Origin of the sequence: Cellulosimicrobium protaetiae (assembly GCF_009708005.2) — a bacterium.
In the GTDB taxonomy this organism is placed as follows: Bacteria; Actinomycetota; Actinomycetes; order Actinomycetales; family Cellulomonadaceae; genus Cellulosimicrobium; species Cellulosimicrobium protaetiae.
The window spans coordinates 103,004-124,303 of record NZ_CP052758.1; the positions used below are offsets into that span (position 1 = coordinate 103,004).

26 protein-coding genes and 1 CRISPR repeat array are annotated in these 21,300 nt (G+C 71.3%); of the genes, 9 read left to right on the forward strand and 17 right to left on the reverse strand.

What is annotated here, in order from left to right; all coding sequences use genetic code 11:
• The first annotated feature begins 144 nt into the window (after positions 1–144).
• From FIC82_RS20420 to FIC82_RS20435, 4 genes are read left to right on the forward strand one after another with little or no spacing between them, the layout of a single operon-like run.
• Positions 145–720 carry a recombinase family protein gene (locus FIC82_RS20420; protein ID WP_154800693.1) on the forward strand — a complete coding sequence of 192 codons (576 nt, stop codon included), beginning with the start codon at positions 145–147 and terminating at the stop codon, positions 718–720.
• Positions 720–1,511 carry a hypothetical protein gene (locus FIC82_RS20425; protein ID WP_154800694.1) on the forward strand — a complete coding sequence of 264 codons (792 nt, stop codon included), beginning with the start codon at positions 720–722 and terminating at the stop codon, positions 1,509–1,511. Before FIC82_RS20420 ends, FIC82_RS20425 begins: the two co-directional genes overlap by 1 nt.
• Positions 1,512–1,544: 33 nt before the next feature.
• Positions 1,545–1,811 (forward strand): ribbon-helix-helix domain-containing protein, encoded by a 267-nt coding sequence (locus FIC82_RS20430; protein WP_154800695.1) that lies wholly within the window; start codon positions 1,545–1,547, stop codon positions 1,809–1,811.
• On the forward strand, positions 1,808–2,062 hold the full coding sequence (locus tag FIC82_RS20435) for a toxin (RefSeq protein ID WP_171445746.1): 255 nt from the start codon (positions 1,808–1,810) through the stop codon (positions 2,060–2,062). The genes FIC82_RS20430 and FIC82_RS20435 overlap by 4 nt, the downstream gene beginning before the upstream one ends.
• A gap of 354 nt (positions 2,063–2,416) precedes the next feature.
• On the opposite strand, the gene FIC82_RS20440 is transcribed toward FIC82_RS20435, so the two are convergent.
• Genes FIC82_RS20440 through FIC82_RS20450 form a run of 3 tightly spaced genes read right to left on the reverse strand, consistent with a single transcriptional unit; the run spans position 2,417 to position 4,066 of the window.
• Positions 2,417–2,842 carry a hypothetical protein gene (locus FIC82_RS20440; RefSeq protein ID WP_154800696.1) on the reverse strand — a complete coding sequence of 142 codons (426 nt, stop codon included), beginning with the start codon at positions 2,840–2,842 and terminating at the stop codon, positions 2,417–2,419.
• A gap of 31 nt (positions 2,843–2,873) precedes the next feature.
• Positions 2,874–3,161 (reverse strand): helix-turn-helix domain-containing protein, encoded by a 288-nt coding sequence (locus FIC82_RS20445; protein ID WP_154800697.1) that lies wholly within the window; start codon positions 3,159–3,161, stop codon positions 2,874–2,876.
• Complete coding sequence (locus FIC82_RS20450; RefSeq protein WP_154800698.1) at positions 3,158–4,066, reverse strand: replication initiation protein; 909 nt, start codon at positions 4,064–4,066, stop codon at positions 3,158–3,160. Before FIC82_RS20450 ends, FIC82_RS20445 begins: the two co-directional genes overlap by 4 nt.
• Before the next feature lie 171 nt (positions 4,067–4,237).
• On the opposite strand from FIC82_RS20450, the gene FIC82_RS20455 reads away from it, so the two are divergent.
• Together FIC82_RS20455 and FIC82_RS20460 are read left to right on the forward strand one after the other, a co-directional pair.
• On the forward strand, positions 4,238–5,083 hold the full coding sequence (locus FIC82_RS20455; RefSeq protein ID WP_154800699.1) for a GIY-YIG nuclease family protein: 846 nt from the start codon (positions 4,238–4,240) through the stop codon (positions 5,081–5,083).
• 26 nt (positions 5,084–5,109) lie between these two features.
• The gene (locus FIC82_RS20460; protein ID WP_154800700.1) at positions 5,110–5,577 is read left to right on the forward strand and encodes a DUF6998 domain-containing protein; all 468 of its coding nucleotides are present in this window, start codon (positions 5,110–5,112) and stop codon (positions 5,575–5,577) included.
• A gap of 113 nt (positions 5,578–5,690) precedes the next feature.
• Here FIC82_RS20460 and FIC82_RS20465 read toward each other — a convergent pair whose 3' ends face one another.
• Positions 5,691–5,921 carry a hypothetical protein gene (locus FIC82_RS20465; RefSeq protein ID WP_154800701.1) on the reverse strand — a complete coding sequence of 77 codons (231 nt, stop codon included), beginning with the start codon at positions 5,919–5,921 and terminating at the stop codon, positions 5,691–5,693.
• Positions 5,918–6,118 carry a hypothetical protein gene (locus FIC82_RS20470; protein WP_154800702.1) on the reverse strand — a complete coding sequence of 67 codons (201 nt, stop codon included), beginning with the start codon at positions 6,116–6,118 and terminating at the stop codon, positions 5,918–5,920. Before FIC82_RS20470 ends, FIC82_RS20465 begins: the two co-directional genes overlap by 4 nt.
• A gap of 143 nt (positions 6,119–6,261) precedes the next feature.
• Here FIC82_RS20470 and FIC82_RS20475 point away from each other — a divergent pair, with 143 nt between their 5' ends.
• From FIC82_RS20475 to FIC82_RS20485, 3 genes are all read left to right on the forward strand, one after another.
• Positions 6,262–6,552, forward strand: coding sequence for a hypothetical protein (locus tag FIC82_RS20475; protein WP_154800703.1), 291 nt, complete (start codon positions 6,262–6,264; stop codon positions 6,550–6,552).
• 86 nt (positions 6,553–6,638) lie between these two features.
• Complete coding sequence (locus tag FIC82_RS20480; protein ID WP_154800704.1) at positions 6,639–7,820, forward strand: ATP-binding protein; 1,182 nt, start codon at positions 6,639–6,641, stop codon at positions 7,818–7,820.
• A 38-nt stretch (positions 7,821–7,858) separates the two neighbouring features.
• Positions 7,859–9,493, forward strand: a complete 1,635-nt coding sequence (locus tag FIC82_RS20485) for an RNA-guided endonuclease InsQ/TnpB family protein (protein ID WP_154800705.1) — start codon at positions 7,859–7,861, stop codon at positions 9,491–9,493.
• Positions 9,494–9,541: 48 nt separating this feature from the next.
• Positions 9,542–9,813: direct repeats of the CRISPR family, unit length 28 nt; unit sequence GTCCGGCCCGTACGCGCAGGGGTGGTCC.
• A 134-nt stretch (positions 9,814–9,947) separates the two neighbouring features.
• Here the strand turns inward: FIC82_RS20485 and FIC82_RS21275 are convergent.
• The 12 genes from FIC82_RS21275 to FIC82_RS20545 form a co-directional block, all read right to left on the reverse strand.
• Entirely contained in the window at positions 9,948–10,868 is a 921-nt protein-coding gene (locus tag FIC82_RS21275) for a PKD domain-containing protein (RefSeq protein WP_154800706.1), read from the reverse strand.
• Positions 10,862–11,476, reverse strand: coding sequence for a hypothetical protein (locus FIC82_RS20495; protein ID WP_154800707.1), 615 nt, complete (start codon positions 11,474–11,476; stop codon positions 10,862–10,864). Before FIC82_RS20495 ends, FIC82_RS21275 begins: the two co-directional genes overlap by 7 nt.
• A 12-nt stretch (positions 11,477–11,488) precedes the next feature.
• Positions 11,489–14,878 (reverse strand): LysM peptidoglycan-binding domain-containing protein, encoded by a 3,390-nt coding sequence (locus FIC82_RS20500; RefSeq protein ID WP_168732371.1) that lies wholly within the window; start codon positions 14,876–14,878, stop codon positions 11,489–11,491.
• Positions 14,875–15,267 (reverse strand): pilus assembly protein TadG-related protein, encoded by a 393-nt coding sequence (locus FIC82_RS20505; RefSeq protein ID WP_253691969.1) that lies wholly within the window; start codon positions 15,265–15,267, stop codon positions 14,875–14,877. Before FIC82_RS20505 ends, FIC82_RS20500 begins: the two co-directional genes overlap by 4 nt.
• 47 nt (positions 15,268–15,314) lie before the next feature.
• Positions 15,315–15,707, reverse strand: coding sequence for a TadE/TadG family type IV pilus assembly protein (locus FIC82_RS20510; protein WP_336240537.1), 393 nt, complete (start codon positions 15,705–15,707; stop codon positions 15,315–15,317).
• Positions 15,708–15,751: 44 nt separating this feature from the next.
• Positions 15,752–16,072, reverse strand: coding sequence for a TadE/TadG family type IV pilus assembly protein (locus FIC82_RS20515; protein WP_253691970.1), 321 nt, complete (start codon positions 16,070–16,072; stop codon positions 15,752–15,754).
• Between the two features lie 95 nt (positions 16,073–16,167).
• Positions 16,168–16,368 (reverse strand): hypothetical protein, encoded by a 201-nt coding sequence (locus FIC82_RS20520; protein ID WP_154800710.1) that lies wholly within the window; start codon positions 16,366–16,368, stop codon positions 16,168–16,170.
• Between the two features lie 81 nt (positions 16,369–16,449).
• Positions 16,450–17,355 (reverse strand): type II secretion system F family protein, encoded by a 906-nt coding sequence (locus FIC82_RS20525; protein ID WP_154800711.1) that lies wholly within the window; start codon positions 17,353–17,355, stop codon positions 16,450–16,452.
• Positions 17,352–18,215 (reverse strand): type II secretion system F family protein, encoded by an 864-nt coding sequence (locus FIC82_RS20530; protein WP_154800712.1) that lies wholly within the window; start codon positions 18,213–18,215, stop codon positions 17,352–17,354. The genes FIC82_RS20525 and FIC82_RS20530 overlap by 4 nt, the downstream gene beginning before the upstream one ends.
• Positions 18,212–19,810: a CpaF family protein gene (locus FIC82_RS20535; RefSeq protein ID WP_154800713.1), complete on the reverse strand. Its 1,599-nt coding sequence runs from the start codon at positions 19,808–19,810 to the stop codon at positions 18,212–18,214. Before FIC82_RS20535 ends, FIC82_RS20530 begins: the two co-directional genes overlap by 4 nt.
• Positions 19,807–20,601, reverse strand: a complete 795-nt coding sequence (locus FIC82_RS20540) for a CpaE/TadZ family protein (RefSeq protein ID WP_154800714.1) — start codon at positions 20,599–20,601, stop codon at positions 19,807–19,809. Before FIC82_RS20540 ends, FIC82_RS20535 begins: the two co-directional genes overlap by 4 nt.
• Positions 20,602–20,604: 3 nt before the next feature.
• Positions 20,605–21,294 carry an SAF domain-containing protein gene (locus tag FIC82_RS20545; RefSeq protein ID WP_154800715.1) on the reverse strand — a complete coding sequence of 230 codons (690 nt, stop codon included), beginning with the start codon at positions 21,292–21,294 and terminating at the stop codon, positions 20,605–20,607.
• Between the last annotated feature and the right edge of the window lie 6 nt (positions 21,295–21,300).

The following is a 21,300-nucleotide window of genomic DNA, read 5'->3' on the forward strand; positions in this document are numbered from 1 at the left end:
TGTCGGATCGCATCGCAGAACCGACCGTTTGTGACCACGGCCCCCGCTACGGTCCGGACGCAGCGAAACGCCGTGTCAAAACCCGTGGTCAAAACCCCGTCGCACTCACAACTCTCGACGGGGGTTTTCGCTACGGTCAAGGCCATGGCGCACACCTACGGCTACGCCCGGGTCTCGACCACTTCACAGAACCTCACTGCCCAGATCGACGCGCTCACCGGTGCCGGGGAGGTGGATGTCCGCGACGTCGTCGCGGAGAAGGCCTCCGGCACCCGGGAGGACCGGCCCGAGCTCACCCGGCTGCTGGCCGGGCTGCGTGAAGGTGACATGCTCGTGGTGACTAAGCTCGATCGGCTCGGGCGGTCCGCCGCACATGTTGCCCGGCTCGTGCGCGAGCTCGACGAGCGCGGCGTCACCCTTCGGTCGCTGACGGAAACGATCGACACCTCGAGCGCGGCGGGCCGGCTCATGGTGCACGTGCTCGCCGCCGTGGCGCAGATGGAAGCAGACCTCGCCCGCGAACGAACCCTGGACGGACTCGCCGCTGCGCGGGCCCGCGGCCGTGTCGGTGGCCGGCCCAGCGTGATGACTCCCGAACGGCTTGCGGCCGCGCGCGCGTCGCTCGCTGGCGGGCAGCCCGTGCCTGCCGTTGCGCGCGCGCTCGGGGTTTCCCCGGCCACGATCCGGCGGCATATGCGCATCGGGGGTGAGAGCTCGTGATGGACGAGTTCCTGCGCTGGGTTCCCATCGGGATCTCCGCGGCGGCGCTGTGGGTGGGAGTCGTGAACTGGCGTCGCACGTCGCGTCTGGATCGGTGGCAGCACGCGGGGTCAGTGACGGTGTACGAGACGTGGGTTCTCGGCGAGATCAACGCCGAGAACCACCCCGAGGTTGTCGTGCGTAACGACGGAAACACGACCGTGCAGCTCCTCAACTTCGGACTCGCCTACGGCAGCTGGTGGGTGACTGATCGCCATCGGCCCGAGACGTGGGCGGTGCTCCCTCTCCCGCTGCATGGTTCGATCCGGCCCGGTGAGGAACTGCGATGCCCGGCGCCGGACCCGATCAGCTTCTACGACCGGTCGTTCCCTTTCAGCGACCTTGGCCCAGTCGCGACGATCGAGGACGTCAACGCTCGACGCTGGGTCATCACACGAGTAGATCGCCGGCCTGCGCCCAGCCCTCACCGTCCGCCTCGACGGCGTGACGCGTGGTTCGAACGACAGTCGTGGTGGGAGCGATGGGACGAGCGGTTGACGACCCGGGCCATGCGCGCTGTGGAGAAGTCACCCGGGCGCTGGCACCCCGTTCCGATGCTCATCGACTGGGTGTGGGGGTGGAGGCCTGGATCGGAGGAGCCCACGATGGGTCCGCTGAAGCAACCACGCGCCTGGCGCTACGCGAACGGCGCCGAGTGGCGGGTACCGCGCATCGACACCGTGCCGCACTACACCTGGCGCGACGGACTGCCCGCGGTGCCGACGCCTCCGCCCCCACCCCCGGCAAAGTAGGACCAACACCCGATTTACGTATACGCTATTGCCATGAGCGGTGAGCGGAAGGTGCGCGGGAAGGACGTCGACGACGGCCAGATCCAGGCTTGGGCCGACGAGGCCGAGGCCGGCTATGACGTCAAGTCGTTGCGTCGACGCGGACGCCCAGCCGCCGGAGACGGGCCCGGGGTTGTCGTGACCGTGCGCCTGGACGCCCCGACACTAGCCGCGCTCACCGAGCGGGCAGAGGCCGAAGGGCTGCCAAACCGCACAGAGGCGATCCGGGCCGCGGTCCGCGCGTGGACGCACGTCGCGTGAAGCTCCACGCCTCGGCACGTAAGCACTTCAAGCGGGACAGATTGAGCGAGACCGGGGTCCTCCTTGCTGCGCAGCAGCCTGCCTACCGTGCGCCGCTCGACGACGAGGACGACCCTCGCCGCTGGCTCTTGCTCGGGTTCGACGACACCGGCCGACTCCTCGAGCTCGTCGTGCTCATCTTCGACTCAGGCGACGAGCTGCTGATCCACGCGATGAAGGCGCGCCAGCAGTACTTCGACCTCCTGGGCTAGTGAGAGGACGCCTTCATCGTGTAGCCAACACCGAGAGAGACCAGGCTCACCGCTGCGACGGCGGCACAGACCCACGTCCAGCCGTTCGGGGGAAGCGCGGTAAGCCAGAACGTCAGGAGACCTCCACCACTGACGCCAAGGAAGCCCCACCCTGCTTCAGTTAAGAACCCCGCCATCCGTGGGACGCCTCGTCCGATTCTCAGTTGCTGGGCGGCATGTTCAACATGGCGAGGCCCCACCGTGTCGGCAGCGGAACGGTCAGCTACTCGCTCTGCGGTGGCGAAGAGCTCCTGAGCTTCCTCGTCGAGTGCTTTCGCAGCCGCCGCTTCCGCCCCTGCCGACCAAGTGAACGGCTTAACCATCCAGGGCCGCCCTTCTCCGGCGCATGTTTGAGTGCCGAGTCCATGCATCGAGCGCTGCACGAGAGGCCCGCTCACGCCGCTTTCGTCGCGCCCGAGACCGTTTGCTGAACCGGATGACCGTCACCACGAGCATGAGAAGCGCGACCGCAACCACGAAGCCCGTCACCATCACCAAGGCCGACTTTTGGTCCGTGAAGTCGACAGAGTCCCCCAGGCCGAGAGCAGTCAGCACGCCAGCTCCGAGGGCCAGGGTGGACGTCAGGAACGTCGCCGTCCACTCCCGGAAAGCTCTGTACCGGCGCTCAGAGCGTGCCGTCTCTGTGAGCTTCGTTCGGAACTGATCGACGTCCTCAACAGGGCCCTCTTCGAACTCCACGCCAAACCCCAGGACCTGCCATGATGATTTGCGCCTGGTCATGTACGAACGGTAGTCCGTGCGGACGAGGCCGCTACGCGGCGGGGTCGTCGAGGCGGGAGAGGTCGACGCCGGCATCCCGGGCTTCTTTCAGCCGGGTGGAGACGAGGCCAGGGCTCACGCTGAGCTGACGCGCGATCGCGCGCACACCGAGGCCCCGACGGTGTAGCTCGATGATCTGTGCCCGCCGCTCGTCGGCGCGGGCTTCGTAGACGCGCCGATCCTCCGCGACGGTGTAGCGGATCGTGCGCTCGGAGACACCGAACTTGCGCGCGAGCTCAGAGGCTGTGCCCCGTCGTTTGGGGCGGACTGGGGTAGTCATGACTCCCCCAGGATCGCAGCTGCACGGGCCGCTACGCGCGCTTGACGGGTCTCAGCGGACTTCCGCCCACCTTTCCGCCCGCGGGCGGATTGGATCGCGACGAACGTGGCTCCGTAGACCGCCTCACCGTCCGCCCACATGGTGATCCAACGGTGGATGCTCGCGGCGATCGCGCGCGCTTCTGAGGCCGGCAGCGGCTCGGAGAACTCGACGTTACGCGCGTTGACCTCCGCGTGGATCGCGGAGGCAAGGCCCTCGGGGTCCCCGAAGTGGTGGCGCAGAGCGCGGTAGGCCCAGTGCCGGGCGGACTCGAACAGGGAGCAGTTACGGCCGAGGCCGACGACCTCACCGCGGCGCTTCGTGCCCTCACGCCACCGTGGCGGCGGCATGTGGTCGCCTAACTCTTCTTCGAGCTGCGCCAGGTCCCACGTGTTCGTGTGCAGCCACTCGGCTTCCCACGAGTCGTGCAGGGGGTTCTTCGTCATGAGGCCCGAGTAAGCCTTGTCACCGTCGAGCGCGCGGCGCAGGCCCTCGGTCACGGCGGCCGCGTAGGCGAGCGGCTTGCGCCGCGCGTACTCGGTGCGGGTGACTGCCTCAGCCAACGTCCAGATCGCGTGCGCGTGGCCGTTGCGAGGGTTCGAGACGATCGCGTTGGGCAGCGGGTGCGAGCCGACCGACGACAGCGCGCGCAGCGCGGCGTCTGGGTGGTCGACGTCGACGACCAGGAGGTTCGACATGCCGGCGGGGTTGGTCTCGATGTAGCGGTGACCGAGCGCGATCGGGCGCGGACGACGGTAGATGCCGGCGGCGAGGTCGTTGGTCGAGTAGGGGAACAAAGGAAGCCACATCTGCTCCCACTGCTCGCCCGTGGTCGCGGTGGCGTCCTCGGCCGCGCTCGTCGTCATGGCGGCAACACTCTCGCGCCGACGTCCAGATGCCGGCGCGACACGTCGCGGGTGTTCAAGGTAGGACTCGGAGCGGAGCGTAGGCCCTCCCGGCACCGGGAGCCGCGCCCACCGAGCTACTCGTCGCGCTTCGGCGCGGTCGCGGGGCGCCTTCGTGCAGGATGAGTGCCCATGAAGTCACCACCCGTCCGCCGGGGCGGCGACATCGACCTCGGGCACCTCCTGCTCGCCGCAGGCGTCGAGCTCGACACCACCATCGTCATCCGGCACACCTACAACCCCGACGGGCTCACCGGCCCCCACGACCTCACCACGCAGAAGGTCCACGCCTACACGCGACGCCAGGGATTCCGGAAGTTCCCCGCCGCCCCGCCCAAGCACTGGCTCATCTTCGTGACCGACGGCGGCTTGCGCTCACGCTTCCTGACTGCCTACGACAACCGCGGCGAAGTGACCGCTGAGCGGACTGCGACCCACCGCAGCTTCGACCTCGAACCTTCCGACCTGCTCACTACCCTCCGTGGGCGCCTCGTGGTCCAGTGGTCCAAGGACGCCGTGAACTGGGTCAAGCAGGGCCGCGCTGCGGCGCAGTTCACCGTCCTCGAGATCGCGGATCCCGCCGAGGTGACCTTCCCTGGCTTCGACAGGCTCGTGATCGACTACGCCACCCTCCTCGACGTCGTCGAGAGCTCGCGCTACCGCTCCTGGCAGGCGGCGCTCGCCTCCGTCCAGGCCATCTACCTCATCACCGACTCCCGCACCGGCCAGCACTACGTCGGCAAGGCCGACGGCGGCGAACGACTGCTCGGGCGCTGGAACACGTACGCCCGTACCGGCCACGGCGGCAACGTCGCCCTCACCGCGCTCGCCGGCCTCGACCCCGACCACGTCCGCGACTTCCGGTTCAGCATCCTGCGAGTCTTCGGCCCCGACACGCCTCGCGTAGATGTCGACACCGCCGAGGAGCACTTCAAGCGCGCCCTCATGACCCGAGAGTTCGGCCTCAACCGCAACTGACCCACCCCGCCGCTACCGTCGTCGTCATGCTCGACACCAGCGCCCTGCCTCTGCGCGAACTCCTCGCCACGTCGATCGCGATCTCCACCGAGCTCCGGCGTCGTGGCTACGTCCGCACCGGCACCTCGCTCGCCGGCGAGCTCATGGAGCACGTCGTCGCTGCCGCGTACGACGCCCGCCTCGAGGCCCCTATCAACGCAGGCTGGGACGCCGTCACGAACGACGGAACGCGCATCCAGGTCAAGACCCGGTTCCTCGAACCCGGAGCCCGCCGACCCTTCACGTTCAAGACGCTCGACTTCGACATCGCCGTCATCGTCTGGATCAACGCCGCCAGCTTCACCATCGACTGGGCCCGGGAGATCCCCCGCGTCGAGCTCGAGGCGATCGTGGCACCGCACTCCGCGGGCTTTCGGCTCTCCGCCTCCCGGACGATCGCCCACGAGGCGGACGTGACCAGTCGACTCCGCGCCGCCTTCGACGCGTTGGCGTGAACGCGCCACGCGCGGGCACTCTGCAGACGACCTACCGACAGGGCTGGACGGAGCCCAGCAGCAACGCCGCGACAACGCTGCGTCACCCCCACTCCCAGCGCGCCCGACCTACCTCATCTCGTCAGCACGCCAACGACCGCATGCAGCATCGCCCACCCCAGCGCGACGAACGCCCACAGGCGCGCGCGCCCGATCAGCGCCGTCGCGCCCGGCTCCCGGTCCTCGACACCAGCGTCGACCTTCTCGACGTGCCCCATCACGCGCCGGATCTGGATCCGCGCGACGAGCATCATCACGAGCCAGACGCCGAGCCAGACCCCCTGCACCACCTGGCCGACGCTCACGACGTGGCATCCTCCGGGTCCGACTCGGCCTGGACCTTGCGCAGGAGCGCGCGCCCCTCAGGGTCGCCCTCCGTCGCCTGCTCCAGGAGCTCGCGCACGTACGCCCGCCCCTCCTCGCCCCGCAGGATCCGCTTCCCGCGCCCGATCTGCCGCGCGTCGGACTCGGCCCAGGCCGATAGCTCGTCGTAGTCGACCATCCCGGTCAGCTCCTCCCCAAGGGTGCGGCGATCGAGCCCAGCCTCTCAGACCCCGCCCACGACACCCGGAGGCTGGCCTCTCGGGTGTCAGCGGCGCCTGGCAGGGTGCGAACGTCCGTTCCAACAAGCAGGGGAGAGTCACGATGGCAGACGAGAGCAGCACCAGCCAGGCACTGCTGATCCTGGAAGCCCTTGCGCGGGTGCTCGAGTCCGCAGAAGACGGCCTCACCGGGATCGAGGACGCGAAGCTGCACGCCGGCTACACCCGCGCGGCGGCGGAAGCCGTCATGCGCGACGCCGGGATCACCGCCGAGCAGCGCAAGGCCGCCGAGGAGTGGGGGCTGAACGAGTGGGTGAACTCGCTCATCACGATCTTGTACCCGGGCGAGCAGGTCGAGGCGCGCCACGCCCAGCTGCTCCAGCAGCAGAGCTGAGCGCCACCGCAGCTGATCTGACAGGCTGTGTACCGGACTGTAGGCATCTGTTGCGTATTCACAACAGGTGCCTACAGTCTTGAACCATGGACCTGGTGACCAACCCGTACACGCCGTCCGCCGGGCGCCGCCCGCTCGAGCTCGCCGGCCGCGACCGCGAGCTCGACGAGATGCGCGTCCTCGTCGCCCGCGCGCAGGTCGGCACAACCGGGCGCGGGCTCGTCCTGAGCGGGCTGCGCGGCGTCGGCAAGACCGTCCTCCTCCGCGAGCTGCATGCGATCGCGGACGACGCGGGTTGGCTCACCTCCGAGATCGAGGGCTCGCGTCTCACCGGCGCGAAGGCGAGGTCACGGGCGACCCTCGCTCGTGACCTCGTCGCCAGCGCGCGGCGGCTGCGCTCGCGCACGACCGTGCTCACCGACAAGCTCCGCAGCGCGCTCGAGACGATCGGCGCGTTCTCGCTCAAGCTCGGCGTCGCCGGCGTCGAGCTCGGTGTCGAGCGGCGCGAGGGCCGCGCTGACACCGGCGATCTCGGGTTCGACCTCGAGGAGCTCATCACCGACGCCGCGCCCGCGCTGAGCGAGCAGGGCATCGGGATCGCCGTCTTCGTCGACGAGATGCAGGACCTGGACGCCGAGATGCTCGGCGCGCTCCTCAGTGCCCAGCACCGCGCGGCGCAGCGCGACATCCCGTTCTACGTCGTCGGCGCCGGTCTGCCCAACCTCCCCGGGGTCCTGGCCGAGTCGAACTCGTACGCCGAGCGGCAGTTCGACTACCGCACGATCGCCGCCCTCTCCCCCGACGAAGCGCTCCAGGCGCTCGTCGCGCCCGCGGCCGCGCGCGGCGTCACCTACGAGCAGCGCGCCGCCCAGCTCCTCATCCACGTCACGGACGGATACCCCTACTTCATCCAGGTCTACGGCGACCAGGCCTGGCGGCTGTCGGTCGGCCCCGACACCATCACGTACACCGACGCGCTCGAGGCCCACGCCGCCGGCACCGAGGCCCTCGACTTCGGGTTCTTCACCTCCCGCTGGGAACGCGCGACCGACGCCGAGCGCCGCTTCATGCGCGCCATGGCGCAGGACGACGGCCGCTCCGTCGCCAGCGAAGTCATGACCCGCGTCGGCATGCCCGGCACCTCCCCCGGCCCGTACCGCCGCAGCCTCATCGCCAAGGGACTCATCTACTCCCCCGACCGTGGCCAGCTCGCGTTCACCGTGCCCCACATGGCCGACTACATCTCCAGGCGCCTCGACGACGACTGACCACCTCGTGTCAGAGGCCCCCGCTACCCTGCGTCGACATGGGCACCGAGGGGGCACTCACCCACCGCGTTGTACGCGTGTGCCTCGACGACGCCGCCCTCACCCCCGACCAGCGCACGCTCCTCGACCGGCATGCCGGCACGGCGCGCGCCGTGTGGAACTGGGGCCTGGCCGCCCGCAACGCCCAGCAGGACGCGCTCATGGCGCACGTGCGCGCCATCGCGCTCGAGCAGGCCGACGGCGACGAGACCGCGGCCGCCACGTTCCTCGACGACCGCATCTGGCGCACCGCCACCATCAAGGCCGCGCCCGACGAGCTGCGCCGCCCCCTGCGCGCCGCCACGCTCGGCCGCGCGTTCACCGCTGAGACCCGCGACCCCGACTCCCGCTTCGCCTGGTGGGCCACCGAACGGCACGGCGTGAACCGCTTCGCCGTGTCGTCCTCCCTCCAGTCGCTCGACGCCGCGTTCGACCGGTACTACCGCGACACCGGCGGGCACCGCTCCGCGCGTCGCGCACGACCACGCAAGGACGGCCGGCCCGCGGCCTGGCCGCGGTTCAAGAAGCGCGGCCGCGCGACCGACGCGTTCGCGCTGTTCAACCTCGTCGTCGCCAGCCAGGACCCCTGGCGCGTCATCGACCGCGCGCACCGGATCAAGGTCCCCTCGCTCGGCTCGCTGCGCGTGCACGAGAACACCAAGCGGCTGCGGCGCCTCATCGCGCGCGGCGGCCGCCCGACGTCGGCCCGGTTCACGCGCACCGGTGGACGCTGGTACATGTCCGTCGTCGTCGCCCTCCCCGCTCCGGCCGCCGGCACCGTCCTCTCCCCCGCTGGCGCGCCCCGGGCCGCGGCCCCGACCCGCGCCCAGACCCGAGCAGGACTCGTCGGTGTTGACCTCGGCGTCAAGACGCTCGCCACGATGTCCGACGGCACGCTCATCGCCAACGCCCGCCACGGACGCGCCGCCGCGCGGCGACTAGCCCGGCTCCAGCGCCGCGCCGCACGCCAGCAGGGCCCGCGCAAGGGCATCGCCCCGTCGAAGGGCTGGGTCACGACCCAGCGCGCGATTGCACGCCTCCAGCACGACGCCGCCGCCCGACGCCGCGGGCTCGTCCACGAGCTCACCAAGACCCTCGCGGCGAGCTACGCCGCGGTCGCGATCGAGGACCTCAACGTCGCCGGCATGACCGGCACCCCCGCGGCCCGCCCCGACCCCGACAACCCGGGCGCCTTCCTCGCGAACGGGCGCGCGGCGAAGTCCGGCCTGAACAAGGCCCTCCTCGACGTCGGGTTCGGCGAGTTCCGACGCCAGCTCACCTACAAGACCCCGATGTACGGGGCACGACTCCTCGAGGTAGCGCGGTTCGCGCCGACCTCGAAGACCTGCTCGACCTGCGGCGCTGTAAGAACCAAGCTGCGCCTGGACGAGCGGACCTACCGGTGCGAACACTGCGGCCTGGTCATCGACCGGGACCTCAACGCCGCACTGAACATCGCAGCCCTCGGCCACCAGGCCCTGGGCACGTCGCCTGCGGACGCGGGAGACACGAAACGGCGAGACCAGAAGGACGTCGACCGTGAGCGGTCTGTCGTCCTGGCCTCGCAAGACCTCGGCCCGCCGAGGTCAGCGGAGCGGGCAACCGACTCCTCACCCCCCACACGCGCGGCCTGACCGATCCGGAACAACGCCAACCCGGCGCAACGTCCCAGGTCATCGAGTGTCCGGCCCGTACGCGCAGGGGTGGTCCCGCAACGAGCCACGGCCCGTCGGGGTACTCGTAGTCCGGCCCGTACGCGCAGGGGTGGTCCGGAATCCAGCCAGGTCAACCGCTCGACGCCGAGGTCCGGCCCGTACGCGCAGGGGTGGTCCCCCCTACCGGCAGTCCATGGCGGCGCTCCTGGAGTCCGGGCCGTACGCGCAGGGGTGGTCCCAGGGTGTAGGGGCCGCGGGCTTCGGGCCGGCAGTCCGGCCCGTACGCGCAGGGTGGTCCCCGGCCCCGTCCGGACGAAGAGCGTGTCCGGCCGTCCGGCCGCTCTCGCCCCATCTGAGCTACTCCGCGGCGAAGCGCGGGGCTCCTAGACGTTCCGGGGCGCCCGCGCTTCGCTGGGTTGGCTTGCAGCTGGAGCTACCGGGTGAGGACCTGCGCCTCGCCCATCGTGATGTTCGTCGTGTTCGCGAAGTCGAGGTTGATGACTCCGGTCTCTCCGATGCCAGCCCACTCGACGCTCCAGTAGGAGGTCGCGGTAACCGGGTACTGCCCCTGTCGGGTGTAGGTGTGGCCGCACGTGGGCGAGGAGCTCTTGCCGTACTTGTCCGCGTACGGGGTGCCGGCGCCGTTGCAGGTGACGGTGGTGCCGTCGCCCATGTCCCAGACGATGCGGGTGACGCGGGCTGTCGCGGTGACGGTGTACCCGCCGGACGAGGCGGTGCGAGTGATCGGCCCGATGGTGTTCTCGCCGGGGTTCTGGGCCCACATCCAGGTGGGCATGCCGACGACACCGATGCGCCCGGGCGCGTCCTCGGGCACGACGCCGATGTCGATCGCGCTCAGGCCCATGGTCTCGATCGCCTGGCGAGCGAGGTCGGCCGGGTCCGGCGGGGCCGGGGCGGGCGGGCCTGCGGCCCAGAAGAGGATGTCGATGGTGTGGCCACCACCGATCGCGCCACCGCCGCCACCGCCGCCGGGCCAGGTCGCGCAGACGTGGATCGCCCCGTCCTCGTGGCCGGCCCAGACCGGGTCGGTCTTCAGCGGCTGAGGGTCGGCGAGTCCTGCGTAGAGGCACTCGATGCCGTTGACGACGATGACCGGGCTGGAATGCCCGCCACCACCGCCGCCACCACCGCCGCCACTGCCGCCGCCCCCACCGGTGTCACTTCCGCCGCCGCCCCCGCCGCCCCCGCCACCGCTTCCACCACCGCCGAAGAGCTTGCATTCGCCTGTGCGGGGGTCGATCTCGATGCAGATGGGCGCGTCGGCGCGCGCGGCAGGAGCGAGCGCGAGCAGCAGCCCGACGCTGACGAGGGCGGTGAGGATCCTTCTCAGCACGTCTCGCCCTCCTGGTAGTCGACGTAGGCCACGAGCCACGGCCCCTCGGGGTACTCGTAGTTCGCGACGCCGACGTGGGCGATCCCCCGCGGCGCACGGTCCGCGGGGGTCGTGGACTTGCCCTCGGCGTCGACGATGTTGAGCTCGCTGACGTCGTAGCAAACGTCCGCCTCGACGACAGGGACGACCGGCGGCGTTGCGTCGAGATCCTGGGTGAGGTCCACCGTCGGGCTGGTGATGCTCACGATCTCGGTCTCACCGATCTGGTGACGGTCCTGCATCTGCACCGACACGAGCAGGTTCTGCAGGTCGGTCAGGGCGGAGGTGATCGCGACCTTCTCGAAGTCAGCGGCGTTGAACGTGCCTGGGGACTGCAGCGCCTTGTCGGACGTCGCGAAGTACGCCGTGATCGCGTCCTCGGCGGCCGCGGTCGCTTCCTCCTCGGGCGTCAGCGGAGTCTCCGTGGGGGTCGGCTCCGACGTCGTCGGCGCTGGCGGCGACGACGTCGACGAGGGGTCGGTCGGGTCGGAGTCACAGCCCATGAGCAGGAGGGCCGTCAGTGCGACCAGGCCAACGCTGGTGGCGGCGTGGCGTGCGGTGCGGGACATCAGGGGTTCCTCCTAGAGTGCGTCGGCCATGAGCCGGTCGAAGTCGGCGCCGGGGTTCTTGAGGGCGGCGAGCAGGTGTTCGGTCTCGGGCTCGAGGTCGCACTCGAGATGCTCGGTGATGGTCAGGAGCCGGTCGATGGCCTCGGCCTCAGCGGCCTGGTTGCGGCTCTCGTGCGCGGCGAGGATCCGCAGCCGCCACAGGTTCTCCTGCGCCGGCTCGATCCGCAGCCCGACGACGACGGCCTGCTCGGCCGCACGCCAGCGCCCCTCGAGGAGGCGGCGGCGCGCGAGCTCGGACGACGCGTCGACGATCTCGCTGATCAGCCGCTGCTTGAGCGGCTCCGCCCACGCGTACCGCTTCCGGTGGGTGCCCTCGAACGGGATCCCGCGCACGAGCTTGAGCGCGGCCTCCAGGTCATCAGTCGAGGCGCTCGCGGGCGCGTGGTTCAGGAGCTCGTCCCACGCGTCGACGTCCGTAGTGACCTCAGGCAAGAACCCGTACCCACCGCCAGCCTGGTGCCGCGGAAGGTAGTCCTCCCCGTCGGGGGTCCGCCCGACCCAGCGACGCAGCTTCGTCGTCGCGGTGTTCCGCGTGTTCAGGTTGTCCTCGGTCTTGCGGTCGGGCCAGATGGCGTCGTCGATCGCGGTGTGCGAGACGCCGGCGTTGAGCGCGAGGTACGTCGCGTACTCGAGCAGCCGGGCACGCTTGCTGGGCTCGACGCGGCCGGTGCTGCCGGTGATGTCGACCGGCCCGAGGACGAGGACCTGCGGCCGGCCGGCCACCTCGGGCTCGGAGATCTCCGGCTCGGGCGCCGCGCCGGACGGCTGCGGGGCCGCGTCGGCGCTCGCGGCGACGGCGACGACGGGGGCCGCCGCGTCCGGCTCTGCGCCCGCGCTCGTCGCAGGCTCGAACTCGTCGACGCGCTCGTCGACGCGCTCGTCGACGCGCTCGTCGACGTCGTGCTCGCTGTGCTCGTCGTCGTCCTGTCCCTCGCGCTCAGCGTCCTCGTCCTCTTCCTCGTCGGCCGGCGTCGGCGCGTCAGCGGCAGGGGTTTCGAGCAGCTCGAGGATCGCCTCGGGGATGGCGGAGACCGGGTCGGAGGGGCGGTCGTCGGGTGCGATGGACTCGACCTCGGTCACGGTGGGCACGAACGTCGCGATCTGCGTGTCGTCGAGCTCGTCGACGTCGGCCATGGCCACGACCTCGAGCAGGTGCCCGTACTGGGCGGTGGGGAGCTGCTGCGCCCACACGCGCAGGCCGATCGGCGCGAGGGAGGACTCACCGTCCGTTGCGCCGGGCACGAGGTCGAGCGACCACTCCCCCGCGCCGTGACCGTTCGTGATCGCAGCCAGGGCGACGTGGGGCATCTGGTCGACGAGCTCGGTGAGCTGGTGGCGCTGGCGGTCGGTGAGGTCGCTGGCGATGACGACGATCTCCGGGGCCCACGCGTCGGACGCGTCGCCGGTCACGCGCGCGCTGTACAGGTCGGCGACGCCGCTGTCGGCGAGGACCTTGCGGTCCTGCTCGGCGCGGGTGAGGAGGTCGTCCAGGACGCGGCTGACGGAGGGCAGGTAGCGGATGCGGCCGGTCTGCAGCGCGTCCTCGAGGTCGGGGAACGCGCCAACGAGGGTGACCTGGAGGTCGTCAGCCCAGATCGACGTCGCGAGCTCGACGGAGAGCGCGCCGAGGATCTCGCGGGTCGTGGGGTCGTCGCCGGTGATCGCGAGGGAGCCGAGGTGCTCGAGGTTGAGCAGCACGTGCCCGTTCTCCTCGTCGTGGCCGAGCGTGACGAGCGCCGGGTAGGGCGCCGGAGTCGCACGGGCGGCGTCGTCGACAGCGAGGTTCTCGCAGTCCTCGACGGTCAGGGTCCACACGAGCTCGTCGGACGTGCCGACCCAGGGTGCGGGCAGCGTGGCGGGCTCGGAGAGGTAGAGGTCGAACTGGGTAGCGGTGAGTCGGGCGGCGCGGGTCACGGGCAGCGGCTGGCCGGTGCGGGCGCAGGTCGCCGCGAGGGTGCGCAGCGCGACGTCGACGTGCTCGACGGACAGGGCGTCGGCGGTGGCCCGCAGCTCCTGCTCGGTGGCCGCGGCGTCTCCGGTCGCCATCGGCAGGGCCTGGCCGGGGCGACGGCGCCGCTGCTGGGTGCGGCGGCGGGCCTCGATGAGCGCGAGGACGCCGGCGGCGAGGACGGCGCCGACGCCGAAGGTCGTTCGCGTCGTCCAGGCCGAGTCCTCCTCGAGGTGGTCGCCGGCGTCGGTGCTCGCGGTGTCGGGGGCCGGGGGCGACGGCGCAGGTGCAGGTGCAGCCTCCTCGGCGGGGGCCGACTCGGCTGCGGGTGCCTCATGCGGGGCGGGCGCGACGTCGGGGGCCGGGGCCGCGTCGACGGCGGGGGTCTCGGGCGCGGGCGGCTGAGCGGGCGCGGCCTCCTCGACGGGGTCGGGGGCGGGCGTCTGGACGGGCGCCGTCGTCGGGGTCGCAGCGGGCGTCTCGGTGGGGAGCTGCAGTGTCCACCCGACGTCGATGACGTTCGGGTCGGTCAGGTGCACACCGCCGGGCTGCTCGATGTCCTTGGAGGCCTCGTAGATCTCGGGGTAGCGCTGGGCGTCGCCGAGCTCGGCCTGCGCGATGCCGGAGAGGGTGTCGCCGCGCTCGACGACGACGCTCTCGCTCGCGGTCGTGTCCTGGGCGGTGTCGGGCGCCGCGGCCGGGACGGTGACCTGCAGGACCCAGCCGGGGCGGATGAGGGACGCCTGGCCGCCGAGGACGGCCTCGTTCTGCTCGACGATCTCGTTGAAGCGGTGCCCGTCGCCGAGGAGGTCCGCGGCGATCGACCACAGCGACTCGCCAGGCTGGACGGTGTGCGCGACGACGGTGGTCGCAGGCGCGGGCAGCGCCGGCGCCGGGGCGGGCGTCGCGGCCGGCGGGGCGACGTCGACGGCGGCGGGTGCCGGCGTCGCCTCGGCGGGTGCGCTGACGACGGCCACGACCTCGATCGGCGGTGCCGGCTCGGCGGCGGTCGCCGCGGTGGCGGTGGTCGCGAGCCCGGGCACGGTGACGAACAGCAGCATCGCCGTGCCGACCAGGGACCGGGCGGCGTTCTGCGGCAGCCGCAGGCCGGGAAGGCGCGGGGCGCGCACGCCGCGCAGCTGGGACCCGAGCTCGAGCAGCACGGACACGGTCAGGACCGCCCAGGAGACCCACCCGACGAGCTTGATCAGGGCGAGGAAGAGCGTGCCGTCGTCCGGGGAGGTGAGCGCGTCGATGACGCCGTCGACGCTGGGGTCGAGCCCGGCGAACGGGTTCGCCCCGACGGCGAGCAGCACGACGGGGAGCCCGACGACGATGGCCAGGATCCCGAGCAGGGCCACCAGGCCCGCGAGACGACGGCGGAGAGTGCTCACTGCTCGGTACCTCCTACGGCGCGGACAACGCGGGCCTCTGCTTCGCCGGTGACGCGCATGTTCCCGATCCCGACGATCGACACAATCTTGGTGGAGTAGACGTCGCTGGTACGCACCCTCACGGTGGTGCCGCCCTCGACCGACACGGTGCCCTCGACGCCGGACGCGGCGAGGTAGGTCCGGGCGGCCTGCGCCGCGGCGTACGGGTCGGCCTTGACGCCGAGCCCGCGCACCGCCTGGGCCGCGTTGAGCTGCTGTCCCCCGGCCCGGGCCGCCTGCGCGGCGACGTCGTGCACGCGCTGCTGCGCGTTGGCCTGCCCGGTGAGGTCGATCGCGACACCGAAGAAGATGACCAGGATGAACGCGGCCATGACGAGCCACACGGTCACCGACCCGCGCTCGCTCCCGCCACGTCGCAGTCTGGCAAGGATCCGCATCAGCGCTCCCGGTAGGTGTCGATCGGGCTGGTCATCGTGGCCGTGATCGTGCGCGACCCCGGCAGGCCCGGCACGGCGAGGTCGGAGAGCCGGACCACGCAGGTCACGGTCGCGGACACCGACGCCGGCGTTCCGGGAGGTGCGGCGAACCTGCCGGTGTCGACGTCCACGGTCCTGCTGGTGCACTGCAGGCCCTGGTTCGAGAGGCTGGCCGACGCCCAGGTCGAGGCGTCTTCGTTGGCCTGGACCTGGGTGCGCGCGATCGAGGCCGCTCGCGCGGCCTCGGCCGCGGCCGCCTCGACGGCCTGGTCGGCGATCGCGATCCGGCCCGCGGCGATGATCAGCCCGATGAACAACAGAACGGCGGGCACACCGATGACGGCCTCGATCACCTCTGAGCCGCGCTCTCGCCCGCCTCGTCGCAGCCTCCGCATCATCAGCCGCTCACCCTCTCCACCGGCATCGACGCCGACTGCACGATCTTCGGGGACCAGCCCGGGATCACGCTGACGGTGTGGGTCGTGACCGTGACCGACGCCGTCGCGGCGCCGCGCTGACCCGTGACGCTGGTCTGCTTCAGCCCGCTCGTGGACCGGTTGACGTAGTCGCGAGCCACCTCGATCCCGACCCCAGAGCTGCTGTACTCGGCGGCCGCGGCGCGTGCACCCTCCTGCGCTGCAGCGAGCGCGATGGTCCGCCCTTGGTACATCAGGGCGGCCTGGACGCCGACGAACATCAGTGCGAAGAGCACGGGCATCAGCATGACCATCTGGATGGTCGAGGACCCACGCTCGTGCGAGCCTCCTGCTCGTGTGAGGCGGAGGCGTAGTGCGTGCATGGGTCGGTGGCGGGTCACTGGATCTTGGCCGCCTCGCGCTGGACGTAGCCACGGAAGATGGCGACGGCAGCGCCGACGATCACGATGATGGCGCCGGCCCACAGGACCTTCTCGATGGTCTCCGAGCCGCGCTCGGGGGTCGAGGTGAGCTTGGTGCGGGCGCGGTCGGCCAGGTTGAGGCCGAGCAGGTGGAGCGTGGCGATCGTGTAGAGCATCGGGTGTTCCTTTCGTAGTGCCGGCACTGATGGAAGGTGCGGGTGGGGGTGGTCTTGTGACAGGTGGGTGGTCGGGGGGTGCTACACCACGCGCAGCAGGGTCGGCGCGATGATGATCACCATGAAGACGACGCCGAGGAGCGCCATCGGCATGCTCATGCGCTCGTTGATGGCGTTGGCGCGGGCGAGCTCGTCGTTCAGCATCGCGGAGCGCATCGAGGCGGAGCGGGCGCGGAGGTTGCCGTAGACCTGGGAGCCTTCGCCGCTGAGGCGCATGATGTCGGCGAGGTCGTCGAGGTCGGGCAGGCCGAGCTCGTCGGCGAGGGCGTGCAGCGCGTCCCACGGGGCCTCGCCCTTCCAGCGTGAGCGCTGGAGTTCCTCGCTGATGCGCTGGAAGACCCAGTTGTCGCCGACCTCCGCGGCGAGCTCCATGGCCTGACGCGACCCGGAGCCGCCGAGTCGCTCGAGCGCGACGAGGTCGGTGTAGGCGCCCAGGGCTCGGTTGAACTCGGCGCGGGCCTTGCGGGCGTCGGCACGGACGTCGAAGTCGGGGGCGAAGAAAAGCACGATGGCGAGCACGATCGAGGCGCCGGTGGGGATGATGAAGGGCATCGGCATGCCGAGGACGGCGAAGAAGTACGTGATCAGGGGCGGCATGACGAGCCCGGTGAGCGCGTACAGGACCTTCTTGCCGTAGTGGCGGTGGACGGGCCGGCGCAGGAGCGCGAGCTCCTTCGTGGGGGTCTTGCCCCACCAGTTCGTGGGCAGGCGCTTCATCGCCCACAAGCCCACCCGGTCGATCTGGGAGGAGGCCTCCACGGTGGAGGTGCGCAGCGTGGCCCGCTCCTTGACGCCCTCCGGGGAGTAGCGGCGCACGACGTCGACGACGTCCGGGCTGGACGGGCTCAGGCGCCAGATGAGCAGTGCGACGCCGAGACCGAGCAGGGCTCCGCCGACGAGGGCGTACTGCAGGCCGGTGGCGATCATGCGCTGGCTCCTTCACGGGCGGCGGCTCCGAGGAACCGGGGCAGGGGCTGGCCGGTGGCCATCTTGCGCATCCAGAGCAGGAGCGCGACGTACAGGGCGAGCAGGGTCATGAGGAGCACCTGCCCGATGGGGGTGCCGTAGGGCGCGACGTAGTCGCCGGTGAACGCGAGGATGCCCAGGACGGCGACGGTGATGATCGTGACCCACCGCGCGGTGGTGCGCGGCTTGGCGCGGTCGGCCTCGATGGCGCGGCGCGCACGCACGTCCTCGGCCACGGACTTGGCCAGGTCGTCCAGGACGGAGGCCAGGCCTTGACCGCGCCGGCGCGCGCCCAGGAGCAGGTAGGAGGCGACCAGGTCCCCGGTGGCGTCGTCGAGGTCGTCGGCGAAGGCCCGGATCGCGTCCTCGGTACTCATCCGCGCTCGCAGGCGAGCCACGAGCGCGGTCACCTCGGGCCGGATCGCCTCCGGGGTGGAGCGCAGCGTCGCGCGCAGCGCCTCCTCGAGCCCGAGGCCGACGGTCAGCACGCCGGCCAGAGCGCGGGTCCACTCCTCCAGCCCTTCGAGCTTCTCGATCTTCGCCCCTCCCGTCGGGGCGACCAAGAGCGTGGGCAGTGCGGCGAACGCGAGCGGGCCCAGCACGAGCGCGATGATCCATCCGCTCAGGAAGTACGTCACGACGCCGACAGCCAGACCGGCGAGCAGCAGGACCTTGGTCTGCTTGGTCATCCGGGCGAGGCGCCCGGTACGGACCGGGCGGGGCGCGGCGGGCTGGACGGGGGTGCGACGCAGCCCCGTGACGACGCCGATCACACCGGCCACGATGATCGCCCCGCCGAGCGCGGGGATGAGCGGGCTCATCGGGCCTTCTCCGTCTGCCCGTCGGCCATCAGGTACCCGTTGAGGTCGAACCCGTAGGCCTCCAGGGCGCGCAGCTCGTCGGGGAGCGTGCCCGGGACGCCTGGCCCGCCCGAGGGGTTCGGCAGGAAGACGTTGGTGGTCGAGTACCCCTTGACCTTCTCGCCCGGGGCGACGTGCACGATCTCGGACACCCAGCGCGAACGCTTCCAGGTCCCGTCCCGCTGGGGCTCGGTCTGCAGGTGCACCTGGACGATGATGTCGACCGTCTCGGCGAGCTTCGACGTCGCGAGGTCTCGGGTGATGTGCGACCCGGCCTCCATCGCGCAGGTGACGAGCTTGCGCACGGCGCCTTCGGCGCTCGCGGCGTGCGTGGTCGAGATGGATCCTGCCCCTGACTCCATCGCCTTGATCATGGCCCAGATCTCGCGGCCGCGGACCTCGCCGACGATCTGGCGGTCGAGGCTGAACCGGAACGAGTCGTAGAGCGCTTCGTCGAGGCTGAACTCGCCGGCCTGCTTTCCGTCGGCGCCGACCTCGCCGGAGCCGGGACGGGCTTCCCAGGCATGGACGATCTGGTGGACGTCGGGCAGCTCGTGCAGGTGAAGCTCGAACTCGGTCTCGAAGGTGCCGATCTTCTCCCACGGGTTGATGGCCTGGCACAGGGCGCGCACAAGGGTCGTCTTGCCACCGCCCTGGGGTCCGGCGACGACGATGGACTTGCGGGCCTGGACGGCCGCGCGCAGGAACGATGCCTGCAGCGGGCTGATCATGTCGCGACCGACGAGGTCCTCCAGGGAGACCCTGCGCAGACGGTGGCGGCGGATCACGACCGAGGGGCGGGCGGTCACCCAGGCGGCGGCCGCGAGTCGCGACCCGCCGTCCAGCCGCATGTGCAGGCGCGGGTTGGCCGAGGAGAAGGGGCGGGCGTTGACCTCGCTGCGCGAGGCGATGAACGCGAGGTCGTCGGTGAGCTGCTCGTCGGAGTCGGCGATGGGATCGATCTGGACGAGCGCACCGTCGGTCTTCTCGAGCCACACGTTGTCGTAGCCCGCGATGATGATGTTCTCGACGCTGTCGTCGTCGACGAGGGGCTGGAGCCGGCCGAGGCCGAACAGCGCGTCGAAGACGGCCTGTGCGAGCGCGAACTGCTCGTCCTGGGTCCACCCCGCCCAGCCGCCGTGCATCGCGTCGGCGTTCTCGGTGGCGATGAGCTCCTGGATGATCGCTCGCCCGAGCTCACGCTCGATCTCCTGGTCGACCTGCTCCTGTCCGAGCGCGGCGCTGAGCTGGTTGGAGGCCTGCGCGCGAAGCTCGGCGACCTTCTTCCAGTCGATCCCGTCCAGCGAGGCTCGCGGGGTGCCTGTGGCGGCCGCGGGGAGGTCGAGCACGACCTGCCCCTCGGACGGCCCGGGGCCCGGTACTGGAGCCAGCTGCCGTGTTGCGGGGACGCGGTGCGTGGTGGGGTTGATCTGGCCGGCCAGTGCGTGAGCGCCGGCTCGGCGGGGCGCCTGGAGCGCGCCCCGCGGGGTCGCGTCGTCGCCTCGGCCGCCGTTGAAGATGGGCAGCGAGGTCGGGTCCGTGGCCATGTTCGTCATCGTCCGTTCCTCTCCTGCGCGAGCCCGAGGCTCTTCTGGCCGGCGGCCACGACGGACTGGATCGCGTGCACGGTGGCTCGAAGCGACTTGTTCAGGCTCGAGCTGGTGAACTTGCGTCCGGGCTTCTCGCCGTCGCTGTAGACGCGCGCGGTGTCCGGGTCCCAGGCGAGGGAGGCCACGACCCGCATCGACAGGACCTTGGCCACCTCCCCCTGCCCGTACGGCCGTCCGGGTCCGACGACGAGAGCGCTCAGGGCTTCGCGGGCTCCGACGCGCTCGAACGTCTCGCGCAGCGTGGGCGCCCAGGAACTCGCGGCGACCAGGCTGGGCAGGTTCGACCGGGTGACCAGCAGCCCCAGGTCAGCCGCCGCCAGGAGCCGGTACGGCGATCCCTCGAGCCCGAGCCGGCCGGCGTCGACGATCACGTCCTGGCCGTTGCGCTCGAGCGCCTTCGCGACGGCGGCGAACGGCTCCCACAGCTCGTCGAGCGCGCGCGCCTGGTTGTGCCGCATGGTCCCGCACAGGAACTGCACCTGGGAGTCCGGGAGCTGGATCAGGGACCGCGGAAGCTCCTCTGCGAGGTTGCCCTGCCGGAGCGCGATCGCGAGGTCGAGGATCGTCGCGTCGGTGGGCAGCTGCCCCCCGCGCAGGTACCCCGCGGGGATCCCCATCGCGCCCGTCGGGTCGGCGTCGACGAGCACGACCGGCCGGTGCCAGGACAGCGCGAGTCCGAGCGCGGCCGTCGTCACGCCCGGGGACCCGTTGGCGGACGCGAGGACGATGAGAGCCATCGGTCAGTCCTCCTGGCTGTCGAGGACCAGCGCGACCTTGCCCGAGGCGGCGAGGGACGCCACGTTCGGAGCGTCGTCGCGGGACACCGCGACGTTCACGAGCGTGTTCCCCGTGATGTCGTCCGGCACGACGTTGACCACGACCGCGCCAATCGTCTCGGGCAGGGACGTCGTCACCTCCCCGGCCTCCCCCGGCGTCGCGACGATGCGCACCTTGTCGCCCGGGCCGAGCTGCCCGACCGGGAGCATCGCCGAGGACAGGCTCACGCCCACGACCGACTCGCCCTTGGCCGGGATCGGCGCGTCGGTGAACTGCTCGGCGGTCACCACTCCCCCGGCCGCCATGTCCAGCGCGGCTCGCTGCCCGACGATCGTGTCGAGCTCGCTCGCGGGGATCGGGCGCATGGCTGGGTCCACGGTGATCTTCACGCTCATCAGGTCCTCCGCGGAGATCACCTCTCCGCGCTCGACCGTCTCGCGCACTGCGAGCACGTCCTGCGCGTCCGACGTCGACTGCCACGCCCACATCGAGACCAGGGCCCCGAGCGCGATCGCGGCCACCGAGGCGACGGCGACGATGGGCTTGCGCCGCATCTTCGGCGGCGGGCTGATCTGCTCGGGCACGACGGCGTTCCCCTGCTCGGGGGAAGCACCGCGTCGACGCGCCTGCGTCTCGGGTGTCGTGGTTGCCATGACGGC

What these genes read in the sequence shown, in the direction of transcription:
- FIC82_RS20420 (WP_154800693.1), top strand. Translation starts at nt 145, where the DNA reads ATGGCGCACACCTACGGCTACGCCCGGGTCTCGACCACTTCACAGAAC.
- FIC82_RS20425 (WP_154800694.1), top strand. Translation starts at nt 720, where the DNA reads ATGGACGAGTTCCTGCGCTGGGTTCCCATCGGGATCTCCGCGGCGGCG.
- FIC82_RS20430 (WP_154800695.1), top strand. Translation starts at nt 1,545, where the DNA reads ATGAGCGGTGAGCGGAAGGTGCGCGGGAAGGACGTCGACGACGGCCAG.
- FIC82_RS20440 (WP_154800696.1), bottom strand. Translation starts at nt 2,842, where the DNA reads ATGACCAGGCGCAAATCATCATGGCAGGTCCTGGGGTTTGGCGTGGAG.
- FIC82_RS20445 (WP_154800697.1), bottom strand. Translation starts at nt 3,161, where the DNA reads ATGACTACCCCAGTCCGCCCCAAACGACGGGGCACAGCCTCTGAGCTC.
- FIC82_RS20450 (WP_154800698.1), bottom strand. Translation starts at nt 4,066, where the DNA reads ATGACGACGAGCGCGGCCGAGGACGCCACCGCGACCACGGGCGAGCAG.
- FIC82_RS20455 (WP_154800699.1), top strand. Translation starts at nt 4,238, where the DNA reads ATGAAGTCACCACCCGTCCGCCGGGGCGGCGACATCGACCTCGGGCAC.
- FIC82_RS20460 (WP_154800700.1), top strand. Translation starts at nt 5,110, where the DNA reads ATGCTCGACACCAGCGCCCTGCCTCTGCGCGAACTCCTCGCCACGTCG.
- FIC82_RS20470 (WP_154800702.1), bottom strand. Translation starts at nt 6,118, where the DNA reads ATGGTCGACTACGACGAGCTATCGGCCTGGGCCGAGTCCGACGCGCGG.
- FIC82_RS20475 (WP_154800703.1), top strand. Translation starts at nt 6,262, where the DNA reads ATGGCAGACGAGAGCAGCACCAGCCAGGCACTGCTGATCCTGGAAGCC.
- FIC82_RS20480 (WP_154800704.1), top strand. Translation starts at nt 6,639, where the DNA reads ATGGACCTGGTGACCAACCCGTACACGCCGTCCGCCGGGCGCCGCCCG.
- FIC82_RS20485 (WP_154800705.1), top strand. Translation starts at nt 7,859, where the DNA reads ATGGGCACCGAGGGGGCACTCACCCACCGCGTTGTACGCGTGTGCCTC.
- FIC82_RS20495 (WP_154800707.1), bottom strand. Translation starts at nt 11,476, where the DNA reads ATGTCCCGCACCGCACGCCACGCCGCCACCAGCGTTGGCCTGGTCGCA.
- FIC82_RS20515 (WP_253691970.1), bottom strand. Translation starts at nt 16,072, where the DNA reads ATGCCCGTGCTCTTCGCACTGATGTTCGTCGGCGTCCAGGCCGCCCTG.
- FIC82_RS20520 (WP_154800710.1), bottom strand. Translation starts at nt 16,368, where the DNA reads ATGCTCTACACGATCGCCACGCTCCACCTGCTCGGCCTCAACCTGGCC.
- FIC82_RS20525 (WP_154800711.1), bottom strand. Translation starts at nt 17,355, where the DNA reads ATGATCGCCACCGGCCTGCAGTACGCCCTCGTCGGCGGAGCCCTGCTC.
- FIC82_RS20530 (WP_154800712.1), bottom strand. Translation starts at nt 18,215, where the DNA reads ATGAGCCCGCTCATCCCCGCGCTCGGCGGGGCGATCATCGTGGCCGGT.
- FIC82_RS20535 (WP_154800713.1), bottom strand. Translation starts at nt 19,810, where the DNA reads ATGACGAACATGGCCACGGACCCGACCTCGCTGCCCATCTTCAACGGC.
- FIC82_RS20540 (WP_154800714.1), bottom strand. Translation starts at nt 20,601, where the DNA reads ATGGCTCTCATCGTCCTCGCGTCCGCCAACGGGTCCCCGGGCGTGACG.
- FIC82_RS20545 (WP_154800715.1), bottom strand. Translation starts at nt 21,294, where the DNA reads ATGGCAACCACGACACCCGAGACGCAGGCGCGTCGACGCGGTGCTTCC.